The following is a 26,279-nucleotide window of genomic DNA, read 5'->3' as shown; positions in this document are numbered from 1 at the left end:
TGGGACAAGGCATATGAGTTTTCCCCTAGGAATAATTAGAATACAGGGATTTCTGCCTGTTCCTCATTACACGTGAAGGCGTTTACTCAAACGCTTTTTGATCAAAAACTTAAAATTTGAGTTAAATTTATACCTTCATTTCAACGGTTCTAACCTAAACAGGTCCGACATGTTTCTAGTCCCCTGCAATCATGGTTTTACCCGCAATGGAGCCATTCAGTTCGGCTTTTTCCCTGTTGCGTTTCATCAAATAAATCAAACCAAGCAGGGTCAGCAAAATGCCTGAACAGACAAAAGCTGGCACTACACCGAATGAGGTGACCATGAATCCACCTACCACCGGGCCCATAATATTACTGGCTGTCATAATGCTGCCTACCGTTCCAAATACCCTGCCTGTCATTGGCTCAGGTGTCTGTTCCTGCAACAGGATTTGAAAGGGTACAATCGCAAACCCAATTCCAACACCTGCCAAGGCAAAGAGGGATGCTAGCAGCAGATTGGCACCTAGCCCGGCATGCGGCCAAATCCCAACAATAACACCGGCTCCGCCGATAACCAGACCCATGAGAACGGTACCCAGACCCATTTTCAAAACATGCCCTGCATGCTTCCACTTCCGCACACTCATCGCTGCAATTAATGTACCTACACCACTGGCCGCCACACACCATCCCAGCAGATCACTTGAAATTCCGGGAAGTTGTCTGAATAACACCACGGTCTGTGAATCGGCAAATTGCAGAAAAAGTATAGCTGAAGCAAGCAAGATCAGAGACGTTCCTACATGAGGGAGAGATGCGAGCATGCGGATGCCCTCCTGTGTTTCCTTCCAAAAAGAGTCTTTAGGGCGGTTGCGAACACCCCCAGCTGTCTCTCCCTCTACTTCTGTTACGTTATGAATTGCAGATTGGATCACCCGAGTTCCCGGAATCCACAATAAAATGATGCCGGAAATCAGAAAAGACGCTGAATCGAGAACAAAACACCAGGTGATGCCAAAAGCAGCTACCAGCAGCCCACCAAGCGCTGGACCGATGATTTTGGACATCTGTTCAATGATCGAGCTAATGGATACAGCTTGCGCAAGCTGCTCATGAGGTACAATTTCTTTTAGTTTTCCGTTCTTCGCAGGAGAAAAAATGACGTCGAACAGGGATTTGAGGACAAGCAGTATGTAGACATGCCAGATCTGATCAGCAAAAATCAACGCACCCACGATGATGATTCGTGCACCATCAGCTACAATCATCAGCCATTTTCGGTTCAGTCGATCTGCAAGCGTGCCTGCGAATGGCCCTGTCAACAGAACGGGTAGTGCTGCAGATAGTGTGACAAATGTAATCTCCCATGGCGTTGCATTCCAGCGGATACCTACGAGGGTCAGGATTGCGAGCAGATGCAGCCAATCACCCAGATTGGAAATGGCCTGTGCCACCATCAATGTTACAAAAGATCGGTTATTCTTCAGCGGTCGATGTCCTCCAAACGTTAAATCACTTGTCATCCTTCTTCTCCTCCAGTACCTTCCGAATTCATGATATGAACTCATTATAAGAGAGCAGGGCTTGACTCAACCTCCTGCCAGAGGCGGAGAAGAAGTGGCACCTCAAGGATGATTTTTCGGTATGATGAATGATCAAATTTTAAATGCTAAAAATGCAAATCTTGTGACATATCGCATGTTTTTCGTAAAAATAGAAGTTTACAATTAAACCATGGCGACAACCTGAATCGTCAAACATAACTAACCAACTAACCAACGCATATAAGTTGAAATTATCTTTTACATGAACAGCATAACGATGGGGATAACAGTGATTGGAAGGTTGTTCTGTCCTCGTAGTGGTAGGTTGTAACTTCATCATTTCAACTTATAAAACTAATCTGAAAAGGCGGGATCAGCATGCTGGAATTACAAGAAATCGGAACCGAACGTTCACTTCATCTGTACCGCACCTTGGCCCAGACATTCAAGAGCGTGAATGAACACGCTGTATCCGGAAGCAAAGTGCATGGCTTCAACCCCACCGCATACGGGGTGCTCGAAGTGTTATATATGAAAGGAGCTCAGCCGATTCAACAGGTTGGTGCACAGCTTCTGCTGCAAAGTGGGAATGTGACCTATGTAATTGATAAGCTGGAGCAAAAAGGATTGCTGCACCGCAAACATTGTCCGCAAGACAGACGGATCATTTTTGTGGAACTAACGGAAGAAGGCCAGCGCACCATGGATGACATCTATCCAGGTTATGCGATGAAGATCGATCGTGCTGTCAGTGGACTGAGTGAGGAAGACAAGGATTTACTGTCCGAACTTTTGGGAAGGCTTGCACATTCTGCAGACCGTTTATCAGCGAATAGCTAGAGCTTATCTTCAAACCTGTCTAAAGCCGGAGCGGGAGCGCTAACGAACCTGTGACGTCTTATTCAGGGGTTCGAAGCGCTCGCAGCATTTTAAGGAATCTGACACACGCTATCTTTGAATAAACAGCCGTTTACAACGTGTTTTTCAGGTGATTTCAGGACATAACGTGTCTCATGTTCCTTACAATTCAAAAAGAGCAGCAGAAGGTCAAATAAGACGTCCTCAGTTCCTTAGAAATTCGTCTGGACGATTCACCAGGATCAGTCAGCCTGTACTTCAAAATGCTTTAGACCCGGACATCCCCCAACGTATCACTTGTCTGAGTTTGGAGATACACTCAAGTTCACTGCACATGTGCCAACAAAAATAACCGGATTTGCCTGACAACGGCGAATCCGGTTTTTCGTATATATCCACTTTTTACTTCGAGCCTTGAGGTTGCGGTGGAGCATCTGCATCTTCGGGTACAATTAAACGTTTGCGTAGAGCAAGCGTCGTTACCCATGAGACCAGTGCAATGACAAACATAATGACAAACAAAGAATGCAAGCTTCCTTCCAGCACGCTCCGCAGTAGCGCCCACTTGTCATCCGATAGCGCTGCATCCGTATGTGGTGCGAGAAGTTCGTTCAGATCACTCTCCGAAATCCCAGCTTCGGCCAGATTCTGTTCACTCGATAATGTGGAGATCCGATAGTTCAACCAAGTGCCAAAAGCCGCTGCACCAATCGTCTGTCCCAATGTACGCATGAACGTATGCAGTGCCGTAGAGGAACCACGTTCCTTATATCCTACGGAAGACTGCGAAATAATGGTAAAGATCGTAAACGCAAATCCGAAGCCGAGACCATAAATAAAGGTCAATATAAATAGCACAGCTTGCGGGGATGTCCCTCCCACCAGGAAGAGTCCACCCGATCCGATCGCAATGCCGGTTACTCCAATCAATGCGGTCAACCGTGATCCAATTTTCATCAGCAGGCGACCTGCGAGCACACTACCAATGAGCCAACCGACCGACATCGGTGCGAGTAGCAATCCGGATTCCGTCGCATTTCCTCCCCGAACCCCCTGCACCCAGAGCGGCAAATAACTGGTCAGACCGATCATCAGGGTACTGGTTAACAGTCCGGCGATATTCGCCACACGAATGTCCCGAATTCGGAACAGATGTAGTGGAACCATTGGGGCCTGAGCTCTTTTTTCCACCACAAAAAATAAAATAATAAACAGAGCGGCAACCACACTCAGTCCTACAATCAACAGAGAACTCCAGGCATAATACTGCCCACCCGCCGACAGGACAAATAACAATGCGGTAATGCCCACCGTGAAGGTCAGCGCACCGACATAATCAATTTTGGCTGTACGTGGAGAGATATCTTCCTTCAGATAACGAAATACAAACCACATCGCGAGCAGACCAAACGGCACATTAAAACCAAAGATCCACTGCCAGCCAAGATTGTCTACAAAATAACCGCCAAGCAGCGGTCCTGCCAGAGACGAAATCCCCCAAACGGAGCTGATCCAGCCCTGGATTTTGCCACGTTCTTCAATGGAGTAGATATCCCCAATAATCGTAAATGTAACAGGAACTACCGCACCCGCACCAATCCCCTGAATAGCACGGAAAATAATCAATTGCTCCATATTCTGCGACAGACAGCACAAGAGTGAACCCAGTAAAAATAAGGAACAGCCAATTAGAAATACAGGCTTTCGTCCATACAAGTCACTGATTTTTCCAAAAATGGGCGTGCTCACGGCCATCGTCAGCAGGTATGCGGTGAAAATCCAGCTCAGCAGCTGTACACTCCCCAGCTCACTGACAATGGTAGGCCCTGCCGGACCAATTACGGTGCCTTCAATCGCTGACAGAAATGTCGCGAGCAACAGCCCCGTCAAGATGAAACTGCGCTTCAAACCTCCAGTTGCATTCACACAAACCCTTCTCTCTTCGTTTCTCTATATAATTGGTGCTTCTCCAGCTTTGTTCTGTTTCTCCGTTTACGTGTAAATTAAAAAAACAATTATATATTTTCTCTTTTATTTACCTTTCTTGCGAAGAAACTCATCATACAACATCGAATACATCACCATATCCTTGTATCCGGTGGATGTATGTTGCACCTGACGCAGCAGCCCTTCTCGTGTGAAGCCGCGGTTCGTCAGGAACTCGCCGGAAGCCACATTACGTGGATCAACCAGCGCTTCAATTCGATTAAGACCCATGGTCTCATACCCAAAGGGCAGCAATGCAGAGAAAGCCTCTGTCATATAACCGTGACGCCAATAGTCACGTCCCAGCTCATAACCAATTTCCCCCCGGAATGCGCCTTCAAGCTGCCATGTGTTAAATCCACAGCTTCCGATGAGCCTGCCCGTTTCTTTGAGCTCGATCCCCCAACGGATTGCATCCTCTTCCCCTGCCATTTGGTTGAGCAGTCCAATCATGTCCGCCGCTTCGCTTGTCCCAATCATGGGTGCAAGATTCATGTAACGGGTCACCTCGCGATCTGACCAGCATGCGAACATCTGGGCCGCATCCCGGCGACGCATTTTACGCAGACGAAGCCGCGCAGTCTCCATTTCGGGAATTCTTCCTTTGCATTTATACATATAAGACACTCCGATCCGATCCATCTCCGCAGACCATAAGATTCATTAGTCATCTAATCATAACCTGCGCCGAATGGCAACTATTCAGTCATGAACATACGTCAAAAAACCGGGCCAATGTCGCTCCCGGTCTTGTTGTCCTTATGGATCGATTCAAGTTTGAATGAATCACGTGAATCACGTCATCATGCTTGTCCGATTGAATTTTAAGCTTTGGACGTTTTCTTGTCCTTCGCCAGCAATTCATCGCTAACCCGGCCAAGTACGGTGGTGATTTCCTTGAATTCTTCAATACCAGTCCCGGTTAGGCTCCATTGGTCCCCGTGGGCGGTCAGGAAGTTCTCCTGTGTCAGGTGTTCAAGCTCCTGCTTGATCTCCCGCTCTCCAACACGATATCCCCGTTCTTCCAATAGGGGCAGCGCCTCGCTAACGTTCAAATCCTGATTTTGGGCGAAATATAGTAGATGAATCCGTACAAATAGATTCTGTACCTCTGCATGCATAAGCCAAGCTCCTTCCCGGGTTGTAGCCCTCCGTGGTTGCTAAGTAATTACCCCGCGCGAGAAGCTGAGAAACAGGAGGATTCTTCTGGTATTCCCTTCCCTTTCCGAAATCCTCCGCTTGACTAACCGCATACTCTGCACTATCTTGAAAATAAGTACCATTATGCTCGGGAGGGTGATTTACCATGTTTCAAGCTGTTTCCTATGAAGGAACACGAAGTGAGCAGCACACCGCCGTCCTGGGACAGTTAAGTGCTCTGATCCGCGATGAACCTAGTGCGATTGCCAATCTGGCGAACGCTGCTGCGCTGCTCAATGTATTTATGACCGACACCAATTGGGTCGGCTTCTATCTGTATGATGGAAAAGAACTGGTCCTCGGACCATTCCAAGGACTGCCTGCCTGTATCCGAATTCCACTAGGACGTGGGGTATGCGGCACATCTGCTGCGGAAAAACGTACCCTGGTCGTTGACGATGTTCATGCCTTCCCAGGCCATATCGCCTGTGATGCAGCATCGAACAGTGAGATTGTCGTACCTATTATCAAAAACGGCGAACTGTACGGGGTGCTGGATATCGACAGCCCGCTCAAAAATCGTTTTGATGACGAAGACCGTGTCTTCCTGGAGAAAGCCGTAAGCCTGCTCACTGAGCAGTTGGAAGCAACCATAACTCTCTAGGAAATGATGAGGAGTCTCACCACACGATGATGAAGAACCCGTAATAACAAAGAGCGCAGTCCTCTTAGAGGTCTGCGCTCTTTGTTATCCAAGTTGTTTCACACCCATGTTCTTGCTCGCCCATGTTACTTTATGCATCTAGGATAAATCGTGTTCCGCTTTAATCATCATCCCGTCCCTCAGGAATTCAGCCAGCCTCGGGTGGTAACCATCATACATCTGGCGGAAATTTTTATGCTCTACGTACAGATTGGCCAAATCCCGATAGATCTCAGCAGTGGGTGTATAATAACCTTTGATCCATTCAAGATGCCTGCCGATAATCCGTTGTACTTTCGCACTACCGGGTTCCAATCCATCCTCAATGGCCTGTTGCAAGTCGAGATGAACCTGATCAATTTTCGCCTGGGAGTCCAGATAATCTTCTTTCGATTTTATCTCCTGGTCAGACTTCTGAACGCTCTCTTTCTGCACTCGTTTCACATCATTATTGACAGGGTTAGAACCCGATTCATTCAACAACTGATGACGCCCCTTATCTACAAAACCGATATACAGCTCATGTTCGTCAATTTCCTGATCTCCTTGCAAATGCGCGATCGTTTTGTCCAGTGTCTGAATCAATCCATGCAAGCGGAGTGCCTTCTCCAGAATCTCAATGCGATGCTGTTTCATGATGCGTATGACATCCTGAGGATCATCCCTTAGCATAGGGCCAATCTCATTTTCCTCCATACCCACTTCCTTACAGAAAAGGATTTGCTGGAGTCTCAGTAATTCCTGCTTTTCATAATAGATAGCTTCATCCAAATCCCCAAAGGCCGGATTCAGAAGACCTGTCTCCGCATACTGGCTCAGTTCGTTCAGACTTACGCCTGACATTCCCGATACATCAACCATGGAATATGCCATTTGAATACACCTCCTGCCTGTCCTGCAACTCCAGAGTTCAGGCTTATTATTTCATACTGCATTTTATTTGAATAATGAGAGAATTTAAGACTTTCGGCAGTGCTGTACCGCTTCATTCCGCTCGTGCTCTGGATAGGTACATCATGCTTCGGTGATATGAGCGGCGTTTAGTCATTTAAGTTACGGTATGTTAACTATGTTATACCCGCCTCATCAGATGTGAACCCGCAGTCAGTGAAGAATCCGTATGTATTTTCAAAACTTTTTCCATGATCTTCAATTAAAAAAATCCTGTGCCATTATTCTGGCACAGGAGCGTCTCGTTATATTTCCATTAGCATACGGTATATTGAGTAAAAGAATGGAAAAGGATCATCCTTTGTTAAACATGACAAACTTCAATTCCGTCATTTCTTCTACTGCATATTTTACACCTTCACGCCCAATCCCGCTTTGTTTCACACCACCATAGGGCATGTGATCGACTCGGAACGTGGGAATATCATTAATCATAACTCCGCCTGCTTCGATCTGATCGACTGCATGGAGGGCGGTATGAATATCGTTTGTAAATACGCCTGCCTGAAGCCCGTATATCGAATCGTTAACATGTTCAATACCCTCTTCAACGGAATCCACCGGGTTGATAACAACGATGGGTGCAAACACTTCCTGGCAGGATACCTTGGCATCACGTGGAACGTTAACCAGCACCGTTGGACGCAGAACGCCTCCTTCAGCTTGACCACCTGCTGCCACTTTAGCCCCGGCCTGTTTGGCTTCTTCAATCCAGTCGAGTGTACGCTGTACATCCTTGGAGGTAATCAGTGCAGAGACCACCGTATCCGGGCTCAGCGGGTCTCCGATCACCACTTGATTAGCCGCCTCAGCGAAACGCCGGATGAATTCTTCCGAGATATCACGATGTACGTAGATTCGCTGTAGTGAGATACATACCTGTCCCTGATACGTGAACGCACCGGTCACACAACGAGGAACCACTTTGTCCAGATCCGCGTCCTTATCCACGATCACCGCTGCATTCGACCCAAGCTCCAATGTCACGCGTTTTAGTCCTGCTTTGCTACGAATGCTCGTACCTACCGCTGGACTGCCTGTAAACGTAATGTGGGCAACACGAGGGTGTTCAACAAGCACATCCCCAATGGTTTTGCCGTCACCACTCACCACGTTCAGTGCACCATCCGGCAGTCCGGCTTCCTGAAGCAGATTAGCGATGTAATAGGATGACAGGGGTGTCTGCTCCGCTGGTTTGAGAACAATCGTATTACCTGCCGCAAGCGCTGGGCCTACCTTATGTGCTACCAGGTTCATTGGGAAATTAAACGGCGTAATCGCACCGATGACACCTAGAGGCTGCCGCATCGTATAGCCGATACGCCCTTCTCCCCCTTTGGCTGCATCCATCGGAACGGTCTCACCGGTCAGCCGCTTGGCTTCTTCAGCGGCAAAACGATACGTTTCTACTGTCCGGTCAACCTCAGCCAGTGCTGCGGTAATCGGCTTCGCCGCTTCAAGCGCAATGATTTGCGCTGCTTCTTCCTTGCGTTCTTCAAGCATGGAGGACAACTTGTACAGAATATCCGCACGCTGATGTGCAGGCATCTGGCGCATTGCCTTTCCAGCCTGAACCGCAGCAGCAACAGCAGCCTCCGCTTCCTCGGCTGAAGCCGACGAGACTTCTGTCAGCGTTTCCCCGGAGTATGGTGCTTGAAGTGCTTTATAATCTACGGATTCGGTCGACTTGCCACCGATAAACAGATGTTGTTTTTTCATATGCTGCATCCTCCATCCAATAATGACTACAAGAATATGGCGGTATATTACCTTATCTATTTATACACTACTTCGGGGCGCTCAACCCACTCACCTATTTAACCGTCAGGACAGGGCACTCTGCATGTTTTAATACGCCATGGCTGACACTGCCCACGATCATCTCTGTGAGCATGCCTTTCCCACCTGTACCTATCACGATCATTCCACAATCTCGTTCGCGCGCCACACGGCAGATCTCATTAACGGGATCACCCGCAATCAGCAGTGTCTCATATGCAACGTCTCGCCCAGACAACTGTCTGGTCACCGGTTCTATGATATGTTTCCCTTCTTCAGCAATCCGAGCTTCCAAATCAACACCCAATGCAGGTTCATTAATAGAGATAGCAGGATTAACATGCACGATCAACAGACTTGCAGGTTGTTTCATATCCTCAGCCAGAATCAATGCTTGCTCCAAAGCCTTATGCGCATGATCCGAACCATCAACAGCAACCAATATACGTTTCAGCATTGCATTTCCCCCTATGAATTAATGAGATGTAATAGCGGAATCGATATCCCGCAGATGACGACGGCGTACTAACAGTACCACTACACCAATGAGAACCATTAATGCGCCAAAATAAAACGGCGTTTCTGGCAGGAACCACTCGGACAATTTACCTGCAAGCCATGGAGCAAGTGCACCACCCAGGAAGCGAACGAAGCTGTATGCAGCAGAAGCAACAGAACGCTCCACAGGTGCAGCTTCCATAACAGCCGTTGTAATCAATGTGTTGTTAATCCCAAGGAAGATCCCTGCCACAATGACCGCCACAATAACGGTAGTTGGTGACCCCATCACCGTACCAATGGCCATAACAACCAGATCGATCGCGAACAATGTAAGCATAACACTCATGGACGGAACCGAACCGAATCGGCGTTGCAGTCTTGGAGCGACAAATACCGACGTAATGGCCAGCATCAATCCCCAGCCAAAGAATACATAACCCAAGCCGTGCTCATCCAGATTCATGACATAAGGTGAATAGGCCATCAAAGTAAAGAATCCAAAGTTATAAAGGAAGGCGGTAATCGCCAATGTTTTCAGTGAGGGATAACTTAATACTTTGAACGGATCAGACAACGAACTTCGTGTTTTTGGTTTTGCCATTTTGGGCAACATAAATGTAATGCTGATAAACGCAATTGCCATTAGTACAGCCACCCCATAGAACGGGCCACGCCAAGAGATGGAACCCAGCTCACCACCAAGCAGCGGACCAACCGCAATCCCGAGACCAAGTGCTGCTTCGTACAAAATAATGGCCTTCGCTGTCCCTGAAGTGGACAGTCCCACAATAGCGGATAACGCCGTTGCGATGAACAAGGCATTCCCTAGTCCCCAACCGCCACGGTAACCGACCAGTGCCCCTACCGTGTCTGAGGTACCCCCGAGGAAGGAGAAGATAATAATCAACAATATGCCGCTAAGCAGCGTCCATTTCACACCGATTCGGCTGGATACCACACCTGTAATCAGCATGGCTACCCCAGTTACAGCGTTATAACTGGTAAATAGCAGCGACACCTGGCTTTTGGAAGCATGCAGCTGATCAGCAATTGCGGGCAAGATCGGGTCAACCAGACCCAGACCCATAAAGGATATGATACATGGAAAGGCGACCGCCCATACCGCTCTCGGTTGAGACAGCAAGCCTCCACGGGATGACGGCAATTCGTCCGGTAATGATGGCTCTCTTTTCATACGTAATTCCTCCTGTGAATCATTTATGTGGTAAAACTTTTTATTTGAAAATGTTGTGAAAAACAATGAAAATTACTATTCATTTTCAGAATTAGAGGTAACAAAACGGCACAAATGACATCGGAACATCCGGTGTTTGTACAGGATTGCCACAGGTACTATGGTGCTCACTCCATGTAGCGATTATGTGTATATACAGTTTTGTATATAACTTTGATTGCCATTCGGGTTATCCGTCTTCATCACTCTGCGGATCATGATCATGTACCTGTAATTTCTGAATACCGCTCCGAACGCGTTCACGCAGCTCTTCCAATTCAGTCTGTACGGCATGTATGCTCTGAAGTTTCTGCTCAATCAGTTGCAGCTGACCATCCAGTGTTGTTTCCATCGTGTTGAGCTTCTCAATACGCTCTCTCACTTCGGTCGTCTGCTGGTAGTCAAAACGTTGTTCGTTCAGTGCATCTGCTGTTGCCACATAAGTATGTAGCTCCTGAAGAGAGAATCCAAGTACCTCTTTGGCACGAACCACCTTCTTCAGAAAATTGATATCGTCACGAGTGTACAACCGCGTCCCGCCATCTGTCCGCTGAGGTGAAGGCATGACACCAATCTCTTCATAATACCGAATGGTTCGCTTGGTCAAACCGCATTCCTTGGCTACGTCGTCGATTTTATATAAACTCATTTCCCTCACCTCTCCCATATGTCTGTAATGTTATGTATATAATTATATATACTATTAACGTTAACGTCAACGTTAGATTTCATGCTTGAAGTTTTTAGCGAGTTTAACAGCGTGTTCGCTTCTCCAATTTCAACAAAAAAAAAGACCCGCTTCACTCGCGAGTCTTCTTCTCTACACTATTCATTCATTTTACCTTAACCGTTCTGCTCATTTTGTTGCTGTTGTGCACGCTGCATTTGCTTCAAACGGCCTTCAACTCTGGTAAACAGTCTGAACGTATAGAACCCTGTAGCAACCAGACTCAGCACCAAAGCTCGTACATCTGTAAGCCAGAAACCGATAATGCCGAATATCGTGATAATCACACCAAATTGCATCATCAGATTGGCACTATAACTTTGCGCTTCGTCCCACAACTCGGGATTACTCATTGCACGCGGGGTTCGATACCCATATATCCCGTTAATCATTTTCGGTGGTTTTTTGAACACCATTAACCCCAGAATGAAATAGCACACACCAATGATGATCCCAACTACTGCTCCTGTCAAAACGTTCTCCCCTTCTCTGTTGTCTTCCATCGACCTGCTTACACTGGCACTTCGATGACAGAATAACCTTTCAGGTTATGTCTGTCCTCTCTGTTCTCGTGTAAATGTCCAGTTAGACTTATCTACATAAAAATATAAAAACGGCTCTACGTATATACGAAGAGCCGCCTGGATCGTTTCGTAAACTTAGATATTCTTCACACGAAGTACACGCATGGCGTTCAGGACAGCAAGCACTGTGACACCAACATCGGAGAATACCGCTTCCCACATGGTGGCTATGCCGAACACACCAAGTAGCAGGAAGATTGCCTTAACTCCCAGAGCAAACGCGATATTTTGCCACACAATCATTCGTGTACGCTTTGCAATGCGGATTGCGCTCGCAAGTTTTGACGGTTCATCGGTCATGATGACCACATCTGCCGCTTCAATCGCGGCATCCGAGCCGAGTCCACCCATTGCCACGCCCACGTCGGCGCGTGCCAGCACAGGTGTATCGTTGATACCATCACCGACAAACACCATTTTTTCCTTCGGAGATTTGGCCGCTTCCAATTGCTCCAGTCGTTCGACTTTATCCTGTGGCAACAATTCAGCATAGACCTCATCCACACCCAGCTCGCGTCCTACCGCTTCACCCACGGCTTTGGCATCTCCTGTCAGCATGACCGTTTTGCGGATGCCAAGCTTCTTCAGCGCCTGAATAGCAGCTGCTGCATCGTCCTTCACTTCATCAGCAATGATCAGATGACCAACATACGTGCCAGCTTCAGCAACGTGCACTATCGTTCCAGCCGTCTCTGGTGTGGTATAGGATATACCAGCCTGCTTCATTAATTTAGCGTTGCCTGCCAGCACTTCCCGACCATCCACGCTCACCTTGATCCCATGTCCGGCAACTTCATCATAACCTTCCACACCTTGCGTGGGAATCGCTTTGTCCCAGGCTGAGCGAATGGATTCGGCAATTGGATGATTGGAATTTGCTTCGGCAATGGCTGCCAGCTTCATTAGTTCTTCTTCCGTGCGTCCGCCTTCGGGATGAATGGCTGTTACTTTGAATACACCTTTGGTTAGTGTACCCGTTTTATCAAAAACGACGACTTTCACATCGTTCAATGCTTCAAGATAATTACTGCCTTTGACAAGAATCCCGTTACGTGAAGCCGCTCCGATACCACCGAAGAATCCAAGTGGAATAGAGACCACCAGCGCACAGGGGCATGAGATGACCAGGAAGACCAATGCACGATAGATCCAGTCGGCAAATGTTGCACCACTAAGTATCAACGGTGGAACAAATGCAAGCAGGGCTGCAAGGATTACAACAACCGGGGTATAATAACGGGCGAATTTACTAATAAAATGCTCTGTTTTTGCCTTCCGACTGCTTGCATTCTGCACCAGATCCAAAATTTTGGATACCGTTGATTCACCAAATGTTTTGGTTACTTCAATGGTCAACAATCCGTTTTTGTTTACAAATCCACTTAGTACATCACTTCCAGGCTCCAGTTCACGAGGTAGCGATTCACCTGTCAGAGCAGAAGTGTCCACCATGGAGCGCCCAGCTTGAACGATACCATCCAGTGGTACTCGCTCTCCTGCCTTCACGACAATACGATCACCGATCCGTACGTCTTCCGGAGATACACGCCGTGTCTCGTCACCCGAACCCGTCAGGATATTCGCGTAGTCCGGCCGAATGTCCATCAGTGACTGAATTGACTTGCGTGACCGATTAACCGCCATGCCCTGAAACAGCTCTCCGAGCTGATAGAAGAGCATGACCGCTACCCCTTCCGGATACTCTTCAATGGCAAAGGCACCCAAGGTAGCGACGGACATGAGGAAATATTCATCGAACACCTGACCGCGGATGATGTTTTTGGACGCCTGGAGCACGATATCTCCCCCGGCAATCAGATAAGCGAGTGCATATAGAGTAAACTGTGCCCAACCCTCCAGCGGCGACCAGATTGCAGCGGCGAGCAATACAGAACCGGCAGCAAGACGAGCAAGCAATACTTTGGTCTGGCCTGCACCATGTTCATGCGAATGGCCTGCATGAGCATCGTGATCATGGGTATGGCTATGATCATGACTATGTCCAGCATGACTCCCGTGCTCGTGTGCGTGGCCCTCCGAATCTCCATGATCATGCGTATGCGAGTGATTGCCATGTGAATGTGAATGTCCATGATCATGTCCGGCATGGTCGTGACCGTGTTCGTGTGAATCAGCCGCACTCCCTGTATGGGTGTGTACATGTCCGTTTACCTGTTTTCCTTTTTCCGAGATGCGAATATGAGGCTCCAGCCGAAGCACTTTGCGCTTCGCTTCTTCCACTACTTGTTCATCCATATCAGAAGTGGTGTGTAGCGATAATGTTTTGGTAACAAAATTGACAGAGCATTCGTTAATACCCTTAATTTTTTTGACGCCATTCTCGATCTTTAAAGCGCAGTTCGCACAGTCCAACCCATCAAGCAGAAGTTCCCTTTTCACCTGTTCCTGTCCGGTTCCCATGTGAATTCTCCCCTTTGCAGTACAAAAACAATGTTATAAACCCAACTACATTCAATATATGAGCATTCATTCATATGTTTAGTTACCCCTATTATATGCACGCCTAAACATGAGTGTCAACAATCGTTGTTGATTTTTTATACAGACTATGCTAATAGTAATTATTTCGCTTTAGACGTTTTTTGGATATAATAGAATTACAGTTGTTAACATAGGCGGTGATAGGAAATGGAACAACCGGTTAAAGCACCAAGCGAATGTGATGCAGCCTGCTCAGGTACTGAAGCGGATGTAGAGAAGATTCGCACTTCACTCATAGATCGGGAGACCTCTTCCGAGATGGCAGATTGGTTCAAGGCATTCAGCGACCCAACCCGTCTACGTATTATTGATGCGCTGTTACAGAAGGAATTATGTGTTCATGACCTGACGGTTCTGCTCGACATGGGACAGTCGGCCATTTCACACCAGCTGCGTTCACTCCGCAACATGCGGATCGTCAAGCGGCGCAAGGAAGGCAAGACCGTGTATTACTCTCTGGATGATACTCATATTGAGCAGATTTTCCTGCAAACGCTCCAGCATATTAAACACAGCTAGGCAGCAGCCAAGCTTGTTCATGAAGAAGAACCCCCGCCTCTCGGCTATATGCCGATGGACGGGGGTTCTTCTTGGTAAGGGTACCGTTTTGTACAGAATACAAAGTGACTGTTCCTTCTGATTACCGATCAGTTGGAGAGCATGCCACTTCGGTTATAAAAGATTGTTCTTGTTTGGATCGTACAGGCCGGATCTGTCCTTGAACCAGTTGAAGATATGCGATACACATACTTTCAGCACCGCGTATCCTGGAACAGCGAGCAGAATGCCCACGACTCCAAACAGATTACCTGAAGTCAGGATGACAAAGATAATTGTGATGGGATGAATCTTCAGCGTTTTACCCATGATCTGTGGCGAGATGAATTTACCTTCGATTAACTGTACGATCGTCCATACGGCGACCATCTTCAACAGCATCACCGGCGAAGTGACGAGTGCCACGATCAACGCAGGTGTAATGGCAATTGCAGGTCCCAAATACGGAACAACACTTGTAAACGATGCGATAATTGCAAGAATCAGTGCATAATCCAGACCAATGACCATATAACCGATGTAGAGCAGAATACCGATGCAGAAGCTGACGATAATCTGTCCACGAATGAATGAACTGATCTGGTGATTGATGTCTTCCAGCACATGCATTGCACCCGTACGACTCTTGATTGGTAGGAAAGACAGAATTTTGGATGGAAGCTTCTTGCCGTCTTTCAGCAGATAGAACAGGATGAACGGGACGGTTACGATGGACAGCACAGTCTCAGTGAAAGCTCCGAGGAATCCGCCCAATTTGGTCCAGGTCGAGTTTAGAATTTCAGTAGCCTTCTGGGAGATGGTTCCCCACCAATCCTGAGAATTCAGATTCACCGTCTCCTGGACCTGACCGAACAGTTTACTGCCCGTAAGCTCCTCAAACTGCTGTTTTACCGTCTCGCTGTACGTTGGGAAATTTTCGATTAGCCCCACAATCTGGTTACGTACAACCGGAATGACCGCCAATACGACGACAGTCAGAATGCCTCCAATTGCAAGATACAATATCAGAATGGACCAGCCGCGCTTGATTTTCCACCTTTCCATCACATCCACAATCGGATTCAACAGATAGTAGAGTATGCCTGACAGAATAATAGGTAACACAATGGTTTTGATGAGTACTGCGAGCGGATGAAGAACAAAGGATACTTTGGTTAGAACCATGACGTTCAGTCCCACTAACAGCAGAATTAGCAGAAATAGGACAAACTTGTTGTTAAGAAAAAATCGCTTGAACCGCTCCGGCCAAACGCGGGGTTGCTCAGGTTGCTCCATAGGCGTGTCGTCCTCTCTTATGTATCCTTAATCAATACTAAACTGTAAATCTAATAAATGCCCCTTACATGAAAAAATAAAGTACCTTGTACAAGCCAACATATGTATAACACTCTGGATTTATACGTATGGTGCTGATTATCCGTTTCAAATTAAACCGGTAAAGTCATTTTACCCCAAAATGAATCTTCTGCCCCATACAAATCATTTGCAAATTTTCCCTACTCAAAAACGGCTCGCCTCACTGGGAGACGAACCGTAAATTTGGATCTATAGCTTACTATTAAGCCAGCTTTTATGGTGAAAATTTAAGATTAGGCTTTTCCCGCCAATTGCGCGATTAGCTCATAGGAATGCAGACGTGCCTTATGATCATAGATCATCGACGTAATAATCAGTTCATCTGCCTGCGTCTGCCGAATGAAGGATTCCAGCTGTCCACGTACGGTTTCTGGGGAACCATTAACAGCCGCCTTCAGCGTCTGCTCCACACCAGCTTTCTCACGGTCCGTCCATTTGCCGTCCATCTCTGCAGGAGGCTGTACCAATCCCGTTGTGCCGCGAATAATGTTCAGAAACTGCTGTTGCATCGTTGTACCCAGCCATGCTGCTTCCTCATCTGTATCTGCAACAACAGCATTAACCCCAACAATCACATGTGGCTCCTTCAAGTGATCAGATGGTTGGAAATTGTTCCGATACGTTTCCAGTGCAATCCGGGTGTAATCGGGAGAGAAGTGGCTGGCAAAAGCAAACGGCAATCCCAGCTGACCTGCCAGACGTGCGCTGAAATCACTGGACCCCAACAGGTAGATTGGAATATTCAATCCTTCTCCAGGAACTGCGCGAACAGGCGCATGATAAGATGTCGCCGATGCATCAAAGTATGCTCTGAGCTCTGCGAGCAGCTCCGGGAAATCTTCCCCACTGTTCAGATCTTTGCGTAACGCAAGCGATGTACGGCGGTCACTGCCTGGTGCACGACCCAGCCCCAAGTCAATTCTGCCAGGATACAAGGATTCCAGTGTACCGAACTGCTCAGCGATGACAAGCGGTGCATGGTTGGGTAACATGATGCCTCCTGAACCCAGACGAATCGTTTTGGTTCCACCAGCCAGATATCCAATAACGACCGAAGTTGCGGAAGAAGCAATACCCTGCATGTTGTGATGTTCTGCTACCCAGTAACGGTGATATCCCCAACGCTCAGCATGCTGTGCCAGATCCAGACTGTTGCGTAAGGCATCGGCTGGTGTTGCACCTACAACAACTGGAGCCAAATCCAGGATGGAAAGCTTAACGTCATGAATATGTTCTTTATGGGATGAAGTCGTATTATCTGTAGTCATTATCGTTTAATCTCCTCGATGATTATATTTTTGTATATCCAGATATATAGATTAATTAAATCACAACTGGATAGGGTGATTTGATGATAAACTAGCCGTTTACATCCGGACGGAATCCCTGCCTGCATGTGCATCCTAGCTTCCGTTCCGGCATCCGGCTTATAACTCGTTCTGCACGTACTCGGCAAACTGACGAATCGTCTCTTCGTTGCGCCGATAATACGTCCATTGTCCTCTTCGCTCGGAGAGCAGTAACCCTGCCTTGAGCATGGTCAGCAGGTAACTGGATATAACCGACTGAGCCAGTCCAGCCTTCAATTGAATCGTGCCGACACAAATTCCGTTCTTGCCACCATCCGGATGCTGAGATAGTTCCAGCGGTGGAAAGTGTTGCTCCGGGTTTTTGAGCCACAACAAGATTTGTCTACGTGTCTCGTTCGATAAAGCTTTGAATATAAGTATAGGTTCCATGGGTACGATTATACCCCCTTTCAGGCATTTTGCAAACACATGAACAAACAAACCGACTCATGATCGAGTCGGTCTGGAATCATATGGAACTCGTATGGGAACTAACAACCATATTAGAATTTGGTCGTAACGGTTTGTTTAACCTGATCCAACATGGCTTGATATGCGGGTGCATCCAGATATCCAATACTGCCGAAGAGCAGATGATCTACAGCCTCAATGCCGACAAAATCGAAGATACCTACGTCTGAAGTTATTTTCAATCCAGCAGTCATGCCAATCTGATCATAAATTTCACTTGGTGTACCATGTGTGTTGATGATGAGTCCTTTTTTGCCTGTCAGCAATTTCTCAATTCCCGCTTCACCCGCTGCATATGCAAAACCATAGGCGAATACACGGTCCACATATCCTTTCATAATGGCAGGAAGACCTGTCCACCAGATCGGATAGATGAATGTAATGGCTTCTGCATCCGTAACATACTTTTGCTCTGTTGCGATATCCTGTGGTGTCTGCCCTGCGCGCATGGAAGCTGTATCAGCTTCAGTCAGTACGGGTTGGAATCCAAGCTTATATAAGTCACGAACAACCACTTCATGACCTTGAGCTTCGAGAGCTTCTACAGTAGTAATGAGGATTGCATTATTAAGGCTGTCTGTGCGTGGGTGAGCATATACGATAAGATGTTTCATAGTGTTAATCCCTCCAGGTTTGGTTTGAGTTAGGTTGCGAAAATGGCTTTACATTGATACGTTTTTTATACATAGACATCTATGCATTAGGTCAAAAAAATATTTTGTCTCCTCTGCCTCCACCCATTCGAATGTGGAAGGGTTGCAGACAGAAGAGTTCATTCATTATAACTTTCGGACAATAATGGACAGCAAGCTCTCCAATTGCTCCGACTGTTCATCGGACAGGCCACTATAGATGATGTCATTAATCTGCTCTGATACCTGATGAAAGATCGGTTCGAGCCGCTTCCCCTGTTCAGTAAGGCGAATCATCGTCACCCGGCTATCTTCGGCACTCTTGCTACGTTCAACATAACCGAGCTTCTCCAGCTTGTTGACCAGTACCGTTACCGTGGGTTGCGTGCGTTGAACACGTTCAGCCAACATCTTGATCGACAGCGTCTCTTCACGGTACAAGAACATCAACACATCCCCATGAGAAGGTACAATGCCTGTCACTTCATGCTGTTCCAACTCGTGTACAATCCGTTTGTTGACATGATCTCTGATTCTTGCAATCAGTGCAATGGCGTTATATTTTGGCATGACCTCATTATACATAGACATCTATGTATTTTCAAGTGTTTTTTATAAAAAAGCAAAACAGCCCTTTCCATCCTTGTACCTGTGGAAACTATCGGGCTGTTTCGATCCTGTTTTGTTTTTCTGATCCTCTGTTCTATAATGTTAGATCTTGATCTTAAACCTTGATCTTAAACCTTGATATTAGATCATCGTTCCTGGATTCATGTTGAATTTTGCTGAATTCAGTTAATCCAATGGGTGATTTTCTCAACGGATTGTCGAGCCTTCTCACGCGTGGGCTCCTCCACCCGATAACCGAAGGCTGCCATCACCGAGACGTCCCATGCACCATCTTCCAGCAAACCTTCTTCTTCCATAATCCGATGGACATCCTCACGGCTGAAACCTTCAATTGGACAAGAATCAATCTCGATCTGAGCTGCCGCCGTCATCATGTTACCAAGTGCAATATACGTCTGTTTGGATGCCCAGTCGAATAATGATCGTGGATTGTCCAGAATTCTCTGGTTATTTTGGAACTTTCCATAAGCCTGACTTGTTAGCTCAAATACGTCGTCCGGCATTCCTTTTGTTTCCTTCAACATGTATTCCGCATAGGGAGAATTATAACTGGCATCGGACCGGGCCAAAATAACAACAAAATGGCTTGCTGTAGCCAATTGCTTTTGAGCGCCGGAAGAGAATTCGGACAGACGCTTACGCAGGTTCGGATTTTGTACAATCAGAAACTTCCACGGTTCAAGACCAATGGAACTTGGAGATAATCGGCCTGTTTCCAATATAAATTGGAAATCCTCATCCGAGATTTTGCGGGTATCATCAAATATCTTCGTTGCGTGCCGGAAATGATAAGCCTTTAAGATGTCTTCCTTTTTCTTTGACTTTGCTGTAACTTCCATGGAGCTCCACGTCCTTTTTTATATTTTTTATGTTGAATCGTTAGTCTCTAGTTATTTGGATTTACTTAAGCATTAGTTTAGAATCTATATCCTAAAATGAAAAGTACGCACATTATTGTTCCTCAGTTTCTAAAAGTAACTATTATGTCCTAACAAGGAAAATAGCCGTTGCTGGATCATAAATCTTCTCCTAGACGGCATATTTTCACACATGAAGTTTACAGTTGCTCCATCCATTCATTTTCAGAAATAACGGTATATCCTTCTTGTCTCAGCAATGCTGAGGTGACACCCTCTCCAGCAATCTTGTGGTTGGCAAAATTCCCATCATAGATCATCTGTGTACCACAGGACGGACTGAACTCCTTCAATACTACACACGACACATCCAATTTTCGCGCCCAATCCAATGTCTGATAGGCTCCCTTGATATACAGCTCTGTGACGTCCTTGCCACTTTTCTCAATCACTTTTGCAGTGCCTGCCAGTACGTCCTTGCCCGTGCCACCGATAATTTCAGCCGGTTCCCGTGGAGTGGAGAATCCGCCAAGCAGCTCCGGACACACCATCTTAGCTTGCTCCTTCTCCACAAGCTCCTGAATTTTCTTATCCAGGCTCGCTGTTCCATTGTAACGACAAGCTACCCCCGCCAGACATGAACTCACCAAATATTTCATCGTTATCTCCTTATGCTCATTCCATCTATGAAGTAAATTGTAACATACAGATCAAGCTCTATAACTCGCCTCTGGTGATCATCGTAATTTTTACATCTTCATTGTAGCGAACCCATATAACATCTTTCGGCGACTCTAGTTCAAATATGGCAATCCCCGGATTATCAACTTCCCTATGAAGAGTGTATCCTTGGAGGTTAACGTTAAATACCTCTTTAATCATCGCCCCTACCTGCTCCCTGAGGATAGACTCCTTTACGTCATAAATCTCCTGATGATACGCTTCTACTTCGTCCCAATTAGTAAAATCACTTCGATATAAATTCTCCCCAATTACAGAGTAAACTTTAGTTTCTTCTCCTACAATCATTTGAACTAAATAATGATCATTGAAACTAAGATTAATTACATCTCTCCCAATTTCATCATCTTTGGTACGACTTACCCCCTTAAGTTTTGGAGATGTTTCACCGAATACTACCTTCACAGCATCCTTGGCATCTGCCAATACAGAATTAGATACCTGATCAAGACTAAGATCGCCTGAAATGGATACAGCCTGATCCTGTTGCCATACAATCTCCCCATAACCATCACCAGTCTCATTTTCTAACGCTAATGTCGTATGCGATATCGGCTCCAACTCCCCTTGCTTCATACTTACAAAACGTTGGACTGATGCAGGTTTAAGCGTTGGCGTACTGCCTATACTTTGCAAAAGCGATGGAACCTGGCGCAGGTAACGGTGCTCCAGCTCGCTCGGCTGCATCTCACGTCTCATTCCCACTTCACGCAGATTTCCTGTTGTTGCATCGAGCCATATTTGCGCATACTCCTTCTCGCTTTCATTTCCAGCCTCTACATATATTCTGCCGGACACAGTCAGGTCTTCCACTTTCGTAATCTTCAGCTGTTTACCCAGATCGTCTCGCATGGTAGTCGCAACATTTCTTTTCATTTTGTCGGTTAGCAAATTCGTGTTCAAACCTTCGGGTAACTGTAACGCTGCTGTTGGATAGACCTGCTCAATTACAGGCTTCACCAGCTGTCCATCTTCCCAGATCCATAGGAACAATCCAGCAGCAATAACCAAAGCACCCGTGCCTGCAACGAGGGATCTTCTTCTAAGGCGACGCTTGTGTGAAGTATTGCCTACTTGCGGTCTAACCGGCCTGGATGACCCATAACTTTGCTCCAAGCCATCTCCCAGACTCCCCTCTTCCGACTTCTTCATCAACTCCAGCTGTTGAAGCACATTCTGCTTGTGATCCTCTGTAAAAGGAGACAATGCAAACGGTCCCTTCCGGATTTCCTTTTCCCATTGCTCATCCTTTTGTTTCATTCGCTTCGCTCCTCCCATTGTTTTCGTACCTTGCCCTTACCTCGGGATAGTCTGGATTTTACTGTGCCTGAGCTAATTTTCAACATTTCTGCAATCTCACTCGTCGTAAGCTCATACTTCAGATTCAGCAAAAGAATCTCCCTGAACTTCTTCGGCAACGCCAGAACAATATCCCAGATTTCATGGACATGCTCCTTACGCATCACTTCCATCTCAGCCGAAGGATGTGCAGGCTGCTCTGCAATCATGACTCTTTGGCTCGAACCCCCACGCTTTGTCTCCATGGGTAACGTCTCTCCCCACAGACTGCTACGAAAGAATCTGGATTTTCGATATGTAAAAGTGGTGTTTCTAGTAATCGTCAACAGCCATGTTTTCAGTGAGCACTCTCCGCGATAATGAGCGACCCCCGAGTACGCCCGAATAAATACCTCCTGTGACAATTCATCTGCCTGTTCGGCACTTTTGGTCAGAAAATAAGCGTAATTCCACACGTCATTTCCGTAGTCATCCATCATACTGCTAAGTGTGTAATTGTCGATGGTCTGAGCCTGTGCCAGAAATTGATAATCCAACTGTTGTTCACCTCACTTAATATGACTGAATCTATTGTGGTTTGGTTCCCTGTTTTGGACATTATTTCTTATTATTGTAGCAAAATAAAAAACAGTGTGTTCAACATCGCTGAACACACTGATTTATTCAAGCATTTTCTTTCATTTGAATGACCGATCAACTTTCTGATCGCTGTTACCTTCAAAGTTCTCCTTAATCCTTCAAACTTTAACCGCAGCAATCATGAGAAACATAGGTCTTCGATTCTCGTTTCGCATGCCAGGAACCTGTTCAATCATTTCCGGTGATGGTTTGGATTCAGCCACCTTTTGAATGGCAAACCCGGCCTTAATGAGTTCATTCATATGTGTTGCCAGTGTACGATGATATTTAACCACATCCTGATTCAGAAAGTTCGCCACACGCTTCCCTTCATCGTGGTAATCATCCACGGGCCAGTGCAGGATCTCACCTCCGGGTCCGTAATGCCAATCCTGCGCAGCGCGAGCGGTGAAGATGGGATGTTCGGAGGATAGTACGAATGTCCCCCCTTCAACAAGACAATCGTTGATCTTGGCGTACACCGTGTCTAACCGGTCAATATAATGCAAGGCAAGTGAACTAATCACAACATCGAATTGTCCGGTTTCAAAATTAATATCTTCAATCGCCAGCTGCTCGTACTGGATCTGTGGATCGTCCGTCATTTCACGAGCGCGCTGAAGCATATTTTCAGATAGATCCACACCAATAACTGAACTCGCTTGTTGCTCGCGCGCATACCGGCAATGCCAACCAAAACCACATCCCAAATCCAGCACACGCTTGTCTTTCAAATCCGGCAAAAGGGTCTGCAGCTCATGCCACTCTCCGGCTGCCTCCAGCCCTTGTACAGAACGAGCCATCTTACTGTAGTTATCAAAAAATTCGGATTCATCGTATTTATTTTGTTTCATCAAGAGATTCCTCCCGCCTTATAAATATCAACCTACTCTACCACATAAACGATATTCAAACGCAAAAGTTGCCAAGAGAATTCAAGCCGTGTTATCATACAGAACGAACGTTCAGTATTGTTTTATACAGAATGAACATTCAGTTTACTAACGGAGGTCAATATGAATACGAATTGGACGCATCCATTGGAAGGGCAAACTGTAGGTAGAGCTTTTATAAGCTACCTTGTGCCTTCCGTATTGGGGATGCTGGTAGTTGCTTTTAATTTTATAATCGACGGCATTATGGTTGGACACAAACTGGGCTCTACCGCGATGGCCGGGATCGGCATTGCCTCTCCTGTCTACACGCTTTTTGTTGCCATGTCACTGTGGATTGGCATGGGCGGGGCTACCTTGTACTCTAACGCGATGGGTAGAAAAGATAAAAACACAGCCAAACAAATTTTTACCAAATCCATTATGCTCATTATGCTCGTTACGATGGCTATTGGATATACTGCATTTACGTTCAAAGACAAGCTGGTATACTCCCTCGGTGCTAACGCCGAGACCTTCCCGTTTGCTTCAGACTACATGAATATCATGTTGTTGTTCGGATTTGTCTTTACCATTGAGAATGCACTCTCTGTTTTTGTTCGGAACGACGGGAATCCCAACACATCCATGTACGCTCAGATTACCTTTGCTGTGGCCAATATCGTCATTAATTATGTAACATTGTATGTACTCGAATGGGGTGTACGTGGTGTGGCCATCGGTACCATCGTATCGGCTTCTCTTGCGCTACTTGTCCTGTTCACTCACTTTTTCAAAAAAACAAATAATCTCACGTTCACCCGGTTCAAATGGAATAATAAACTGCTGGCTTCCCTTCTACTTATTGGTTTCCCCAGCTTTCTGGCTGAACTTGGCATGTCGGTCTTCTCTGTCTCTCACAATATCTCCATGGACCGCATTGCGGGTACGGATGGTGTAGCATCCTTCACCGTGTTGAACTACATTCATGGTGTTGTTTTGTTAGCTTTCCTGGGTCTGGCATCCGCTGCCCAACCTCTGATAAGCTATTATCACGGTGCCAGTCAGGTTACACGAGTACAACAAACGATACGTTTAGCCACCAAAACGGCTCTGGCATGCGGTTTACTGTTACTACTTGTTGTTCAAATCGGTGCACCTTATTTCGTGCAAATCTTTGGAAACTTCAGTAGCGGCGTAACGGATAATGCCGTATACGGATTACGTATATTTACATTTGCCTACGTATTTATGGGTGTTAACTTTGTCATGAGCACCTATTTCCAATCTGTAGGTAATGCCAAAATGGCCATCTGGATTACAGCCGCGCGTGAGATGATCATCATGATTGCACTGATTGCAGTCCTCCCTTCCTTCTTTGGTGTAACGGGTGTATGGCTTGCCGTACCGTTATCTGAGATGCTCGTTCTCGCAACCATAGCCGTATACTATAGAAAACGATCCCTTACGGATCGAATAAACGCGTTGCAGCCTGAATAACGTTAACAGATAATATAGTGGTATCAGATAGACGATAAATGGAACGTTGATAAATTGTAGGTAGACTTTATAAATTATCTAACAAAAACCATAAACAAGCCCTGCACGATCCATAAAGATCGGGCAGGGCTTTGTTTTATCCTATACTAGATGTGAGCAATTAGATACGTATATCGAATCGGCCATTGCTGTCTGTCGTTGCGTTCGCAATTTCCTTAGGGGTAGCTATGCCTCCATTGGCTGAAGGTTGGGCAGGTGGCGCCTCCTTAGCAACGGCTGTACCGGATCCTTGAGAGCTTTGTTGTGCAATCTGCGCCTCAATCTGCTTGATCTGCTGTTCAAGCTGTTTGGTCTTTGTCTCCTTAGTCTTCTCATCGTCCTTGCTGGACTGTACTTTCTCCAGTTGAGCCTCAAGCTTCGTCTTTTGTTTCTCTAAACTACTTGAATTGTCCGAACTCGAAGATGTCGATATGTATGATGTGGAGCTGGCTGCAGAAGATATATTCATTATGGTCCTCCTCGTTTTTACATGGCTTCACTATACCCCATCCCACTGAAACGTACGTTAAATTCAACTGAAAGGTTGCTGAACGAAGCTATGAGAGTCTGGAATTCAAATAGATGAAATACATATAGCAGCTTTAATCAATAGTCAGTCTAATCATACAGTGTAGGTCCTGGTGCACTCTGATCTGTAAAGTTAGTTGTTTCCCGGTGTAAAATAAAAACAAAAAAGACACACTCGATATCATCCAGTGTGTCTTTCGATTGCTTGGCGGCGTCCTACTCTCCCAGGACCCTGCGGTCCAAGTACCATCGGCGCTAGAGGGCTTAACGGTCGTGTTCGGGATGGGTACGTGTGGAACCCCTCCGCCATCGCCACCAAACGCATAGCTAAGCTTA

Annotated in this window: 26 protein-coding genes and 1 rRNA gene; 4 read left to right on the top strand and 23 right to left on the bottom strand. The window is 46.4% G+C overall.

Annotation, left to right across the window (positions count from 1 at the left end; genetic code table 11):
- Positions 1-175 precede the first annotated feature (175 nt).
- Entirely contained in the window at positions 176-1,507 is a 1,332-nt protein-coding gene (locus tag AB4111_RS29195) for an MFS transporter (RefSeq protein ID WP_442034755.1), read from the bottom strand.
- 399 nt (positions 1,508-1,906) lie between these two features.
- Between AB4111_RS29195 and AB4111_RS29190 the strand changes: the two genes are divergently transcribed.
- A complete protein-coding gene (locus AB4111_RS29190) occupies positions 1,907-2,368 on the top strand; it encodes a MarR family winged helix-turn-helix transcriptional regulator (RefSeq protein ID WP_253429818.1) in 462 nt (153 codons plus the stop codon).
- A 420-nt stretch (positions 2,369-2,788) separates the two neighbouring features.
- Here the strand turns inward: AB4111_RS29190 and AB4111_RS29185 are convergent, their stop codons facing one another.
- From AB4111_RS29185 to AB4111_RS29175, 3 genes are all read right to left on the bottom strand, one after another.
- On the bottom strand, positions 2,789-4,294 hold the full coding sequence (locus AB4111_RS29185; protein WP_442034852.1) for an MDR family MFS transporter: 1,506 nt from the start codon (positions 4,292-4,294) through the stop codon (positions 2,789-2,791).
- A 123-nt stretch (positions 4,295-4,417) separates the two neighbouring features.
- Positions 4,418-4,990, bottom strand: coding sequence for a GNAT family N-acetyltransferase (locus AB4111_RS29180; protein ID WP_278297027.1), 573 nt, complete (start codon positions 4,988-4,990; stop codon positions 4,418-4,420).
- Between the two features lie 206 nt (positions 4,991-5,196).
- Positions 5,197-5,493, bottom strand: coding sequence for a hypothetical protein (locus AB4111_RS29175; protein ID WP_339239393.1), 297 nt, complete (start codon positions 5,491-5,493; stop codon positions 5,197-5,199).
- 185 nt (positions 5,494-5,678) lie between these two features.
- On the opposite strand from AB4111_RS29175, the gene AB4111_RS29170 reads away from it, so the two are divergent.
- Entirely contained in the window at positions 5,679-6,176 is a 498-nt protein-coding gene (locus AB4111_RS29170; protein ID WP_442034752.1) for a GAF domain-containing protein, read from the top strand.
- A gap of 138 nt (positions 6,177-6,314) precedes the next feature.
- Here the strand turns inward: AB4111_RS29170 and AB4111_RS29165 are convergent, their stop codons facing one another.
- From AB4111_RS29165 to AB4111_RS29135, 7 genes are all read right to left on the bottom strand, one after another.
- Positions 6,315-7,088, bottom strand: a complete 774-nt coding sequence (locus AB4111_RS29165) for a MerR family transcriptional regulator (RefSeq protein ID WP_253429806.1) — start codon at positions 7,086-7,088, stop codon at positions 6,315-6,317.
- A gap of 372 nt (positions 7,089-7,460) precedes the next feature.
- The gene (locus tag AB4111_RS29160; protein WP_442034750.1) at positions 7,461-8,885 is read right to left on the bottom strand and encodes an aldehyde dehydrogenase family protein; all 1,425 of its coding nucleotides are present in this window, start codon (positions 8,883-8,885) and stop codon (positions 7,461-7,463) included.
- A gap of 94 nt (positions 8,886-8,979) precedes the next feature.
- A complete protein-coding gene (locus AB4111_RS29155; RefSeq protein ID WP_442034748.1) occupies positions 8,980-9,402 on the bottom strand; it encodes a universal stress protein in 423 nt (140 codons plus the stop codon).
- An 18-nt stretch (positions 9,403-9,420) separates the two neighbouring features.
- On the bottom strand, positions 9,421-10,641 hold the full coding sequence (locus AB4111_RS29150; protein WP_442034746.1) for an MFS transporter: 1,221 nt from the start codon (positions 10,639-10,641) through the stop codon (positions 9,421-9,423).
- Between the two features lie 229 nt (positions 10,642-10,870).
- Entirely contained in the window at positions 10,871-11,329 is a 459-nt protein-coding gene (locus tag AB4111_RS29145; protein ID WP_442034744.1) for a MerR family transcriptional regulator, read from the bottom strand.
- Between the two features lie 194 nt (positions 11,330-11,523).
- A complete protein-coding gene (locus tag AB4111_RS29140; protein WP_339239384.1) occupies positions 11,524-11,880 on the bottom strand; it encodes an SdpI family protein in 357 nt (118 codons plus the stop codon).
- A gap of 186 nt (positions 11,881-12,066) precedes the next feature.
- Entirely contained in the window at positions 12,067-14,412 is a 2,346-nt protein-coding gene (locus AB4111_RS29135; RefSeq protein WP_442034741.1) for a heavy metal translocating P-type ATPase, read from the bottom strand.
- 228 nt (positions 14,413-14,640) lie between these two features.
- Here AB4111_RS29135 and AB4111_RS29130 point away from each other — a divergent pair, with 228 nt between their 5' ends.
- Complete coding sequence (locus tag AB4111_RS29130) at positions 14,641-15,012, top strand: ArsR/SmtB family transcription factor (protein WP_253429786.1); 372 nt, start codon at positions 14,641-14,643, stop codon at positions 15,010-15,012.
- A gap of 153 nt (positions 15,013-15,165) precedes the next feature.
- On the opposite strand, the gene AB4111_RS29125 is transcribed toward AB4111_RS29130, so the two are convergent.
- The 10 genes from AB4111_RS29125 to AB4111_RS29080 all read right to left on the bottom strand — a co-directional run bounded on the left by AB4111_RS29125 (position 15,166) and on the right by AB4111_RS29080 (position 23,858).
- Positions 15,166-16,326, bottom strand: coding sequence for an AI-2E family transporter (locus AB4111_RS29125; protein ID WP_442034739.1), 1,161 nt, complete (start codon positions 16,324-16,326; stop codon positions 15,166-15,168).
- Between the two features lie 314 nt (positions 16,327-16,640).
- Entirely contained in the window at positions 16,641-17,675 is a 1,035-nt protein-coding gene (locus AB4111_RS29120) for an LLM class flavin-dependent oxidoreductase (RefSeq protein ID WP_442034737.1), read from the bottom strand.
- 159 nt (positions 17,676-17,834) lie between these two features.
- On the bottom strand, positions 17,835-18,146 hold the full coding sequence (locus AB4111_RS29115) for an ArsR/SmtB family transcription factor (RefSeq protein ID WP_017690814.1): 312 nt from the start codon (positions 18,144-18,146) through the stop codon (positions 17,835-17,837).
- A 113-nt stretch (positions 18,147-18,259) separates the two neighbouring features.
- A complete protein-coding gene (locus tag AB4111_RS29110; RefSeq protein ID WP_442034734.1) occupies positions 18,260-18,841 on the bottom strand; it encodes an NAD(P)H-dependent oxidoreductase in 582 nt (193 codons plus the stop codon).
- 165 nt (positions 18,842-19,006) lie between these two features.
- Positions 19,007-19,429, bottom strand: coding sequence for a MarR family winged helix-turn-helix transcriptional regulator (locus AB4111_RS29105; RefSeq protein WP_091018819.1), 423 nt, complete (start codon positions 19,427-19,429; stop codon positions 19,007-19,009).
- Positions 19,430-19,650: 221 nt separating this feature from the next.
- On the bottom strand, positions 19,651-20,328 hold the full coding sequence (locus AB4111_RS29100) for an NAD(P)H-dependent oxidoreductase (RefSeq protein WP_442034732.1): 678 nt from the start codon (positions 20,326-20,328) through the stop codon (positions 19,651-19,653).
- Positions 20,329-20,546: 218 nt separating this feature from the next.
- Positions 20,547-21,005: a DUF523 domain-containing protein gene (locus tag AB4111_RS29095; RefSeq protein WP_442034730.1), complete on the bottom strand. Its 459-nt coding sequence runs from the start codon at positions 21,003-21,005 to the stop codon at positions 20,547-20,549.
- A 58-nt stretch (positions 21,006-21,063) separates the two neighbouring features.
- Positions 21,064-22,347, bottom strand: coding sequence for a hypothetical protein (locus tag AB4111_RS29090; protein WP_442034728.1), 1,284 nt, complete (start codon positions 22,345-22,347; stop codon positions 21,064-21,066).
- Complete coding sequence (locus AB4111_RS29085; protein WP_442034726.1) at positions 22,344-22,922, bottom strand: RNA polymerase sigma factor; 579 nt, start codon at positions 22,920-22,922, stop codon at positions 22,344-22,346. The genes AB4111_RS29090 and AB4111_RS29085 overlap by 4 nt, the downstream gene beginning before the upstream one ends.
- A 201-nt stretch (positions 22,923-23,123) precedes the next feature.
- Positions 23,124-23,858, bottom strand: coding sequence for a class I SAM-dependent methyltransferase (locus AB4111_RS29080; RefSeq protein WP_442034724.1), 735 nt, complete (start codon positions 23,856-23,858; stop codon positions 23,124-23,126).
- 162 nt (positions 23,859-24,020) lie between these two features.
- Here AB4111_RS29080 and AB4111_RS29075 point away from each other — a divergent pair, with 162 nt between their 5' ends.
- Positions 24,021-25,376, top strand: a complete 1,356-nt coding sequence (locus AB4111_RS29075; protein WP_442034722.1) for an MATE family efflux transporter — start codon at positions 24,021-24,023, stop codon at positions 25,374-25,376.
- Positions 25,377-25,536: 160 nt separating this feature from the next.
- Here AB4111_RS29075 and AB4111_RS29070 read toward each other — a convergent pair whose 3' ends face one another.
- Both AB4111_RS29070 and rrf read right to left on the bottom strand, forming a co-directional pair.
- Entirely contained in the window at positions 25,537-25,884 is a 348-nt protein-coding gene (locus AB4111_RS29070) for a FlxA-like family protein (protein WP_442034720.1), read from the bottom strand.
- A gap of 262 nt (positions 25,885-26,146) precedes the next feature.
- Positions 26,147-26,263, bottom strand: a 5S ribosomal RNA gene (gene rrf / locus AB4111_RS29065).
- Positions 26,264-26,279: the final 16 nt, after the last annotated feature.

This window comes from Paenibacillus sp. 2KB_22, from assembly GCF_052115745.1.
In the GTDB taxonomy this organism is placed as follows: Bacteria; Bacillota; Bacilli; order Paenibacillales; family Paenibacillaceae; genus Paenibacillus.
Note: the sequence above shows the minus strand (reverse complement) of the source record. Positions and strands in the feature narration are given on the sequence as shown.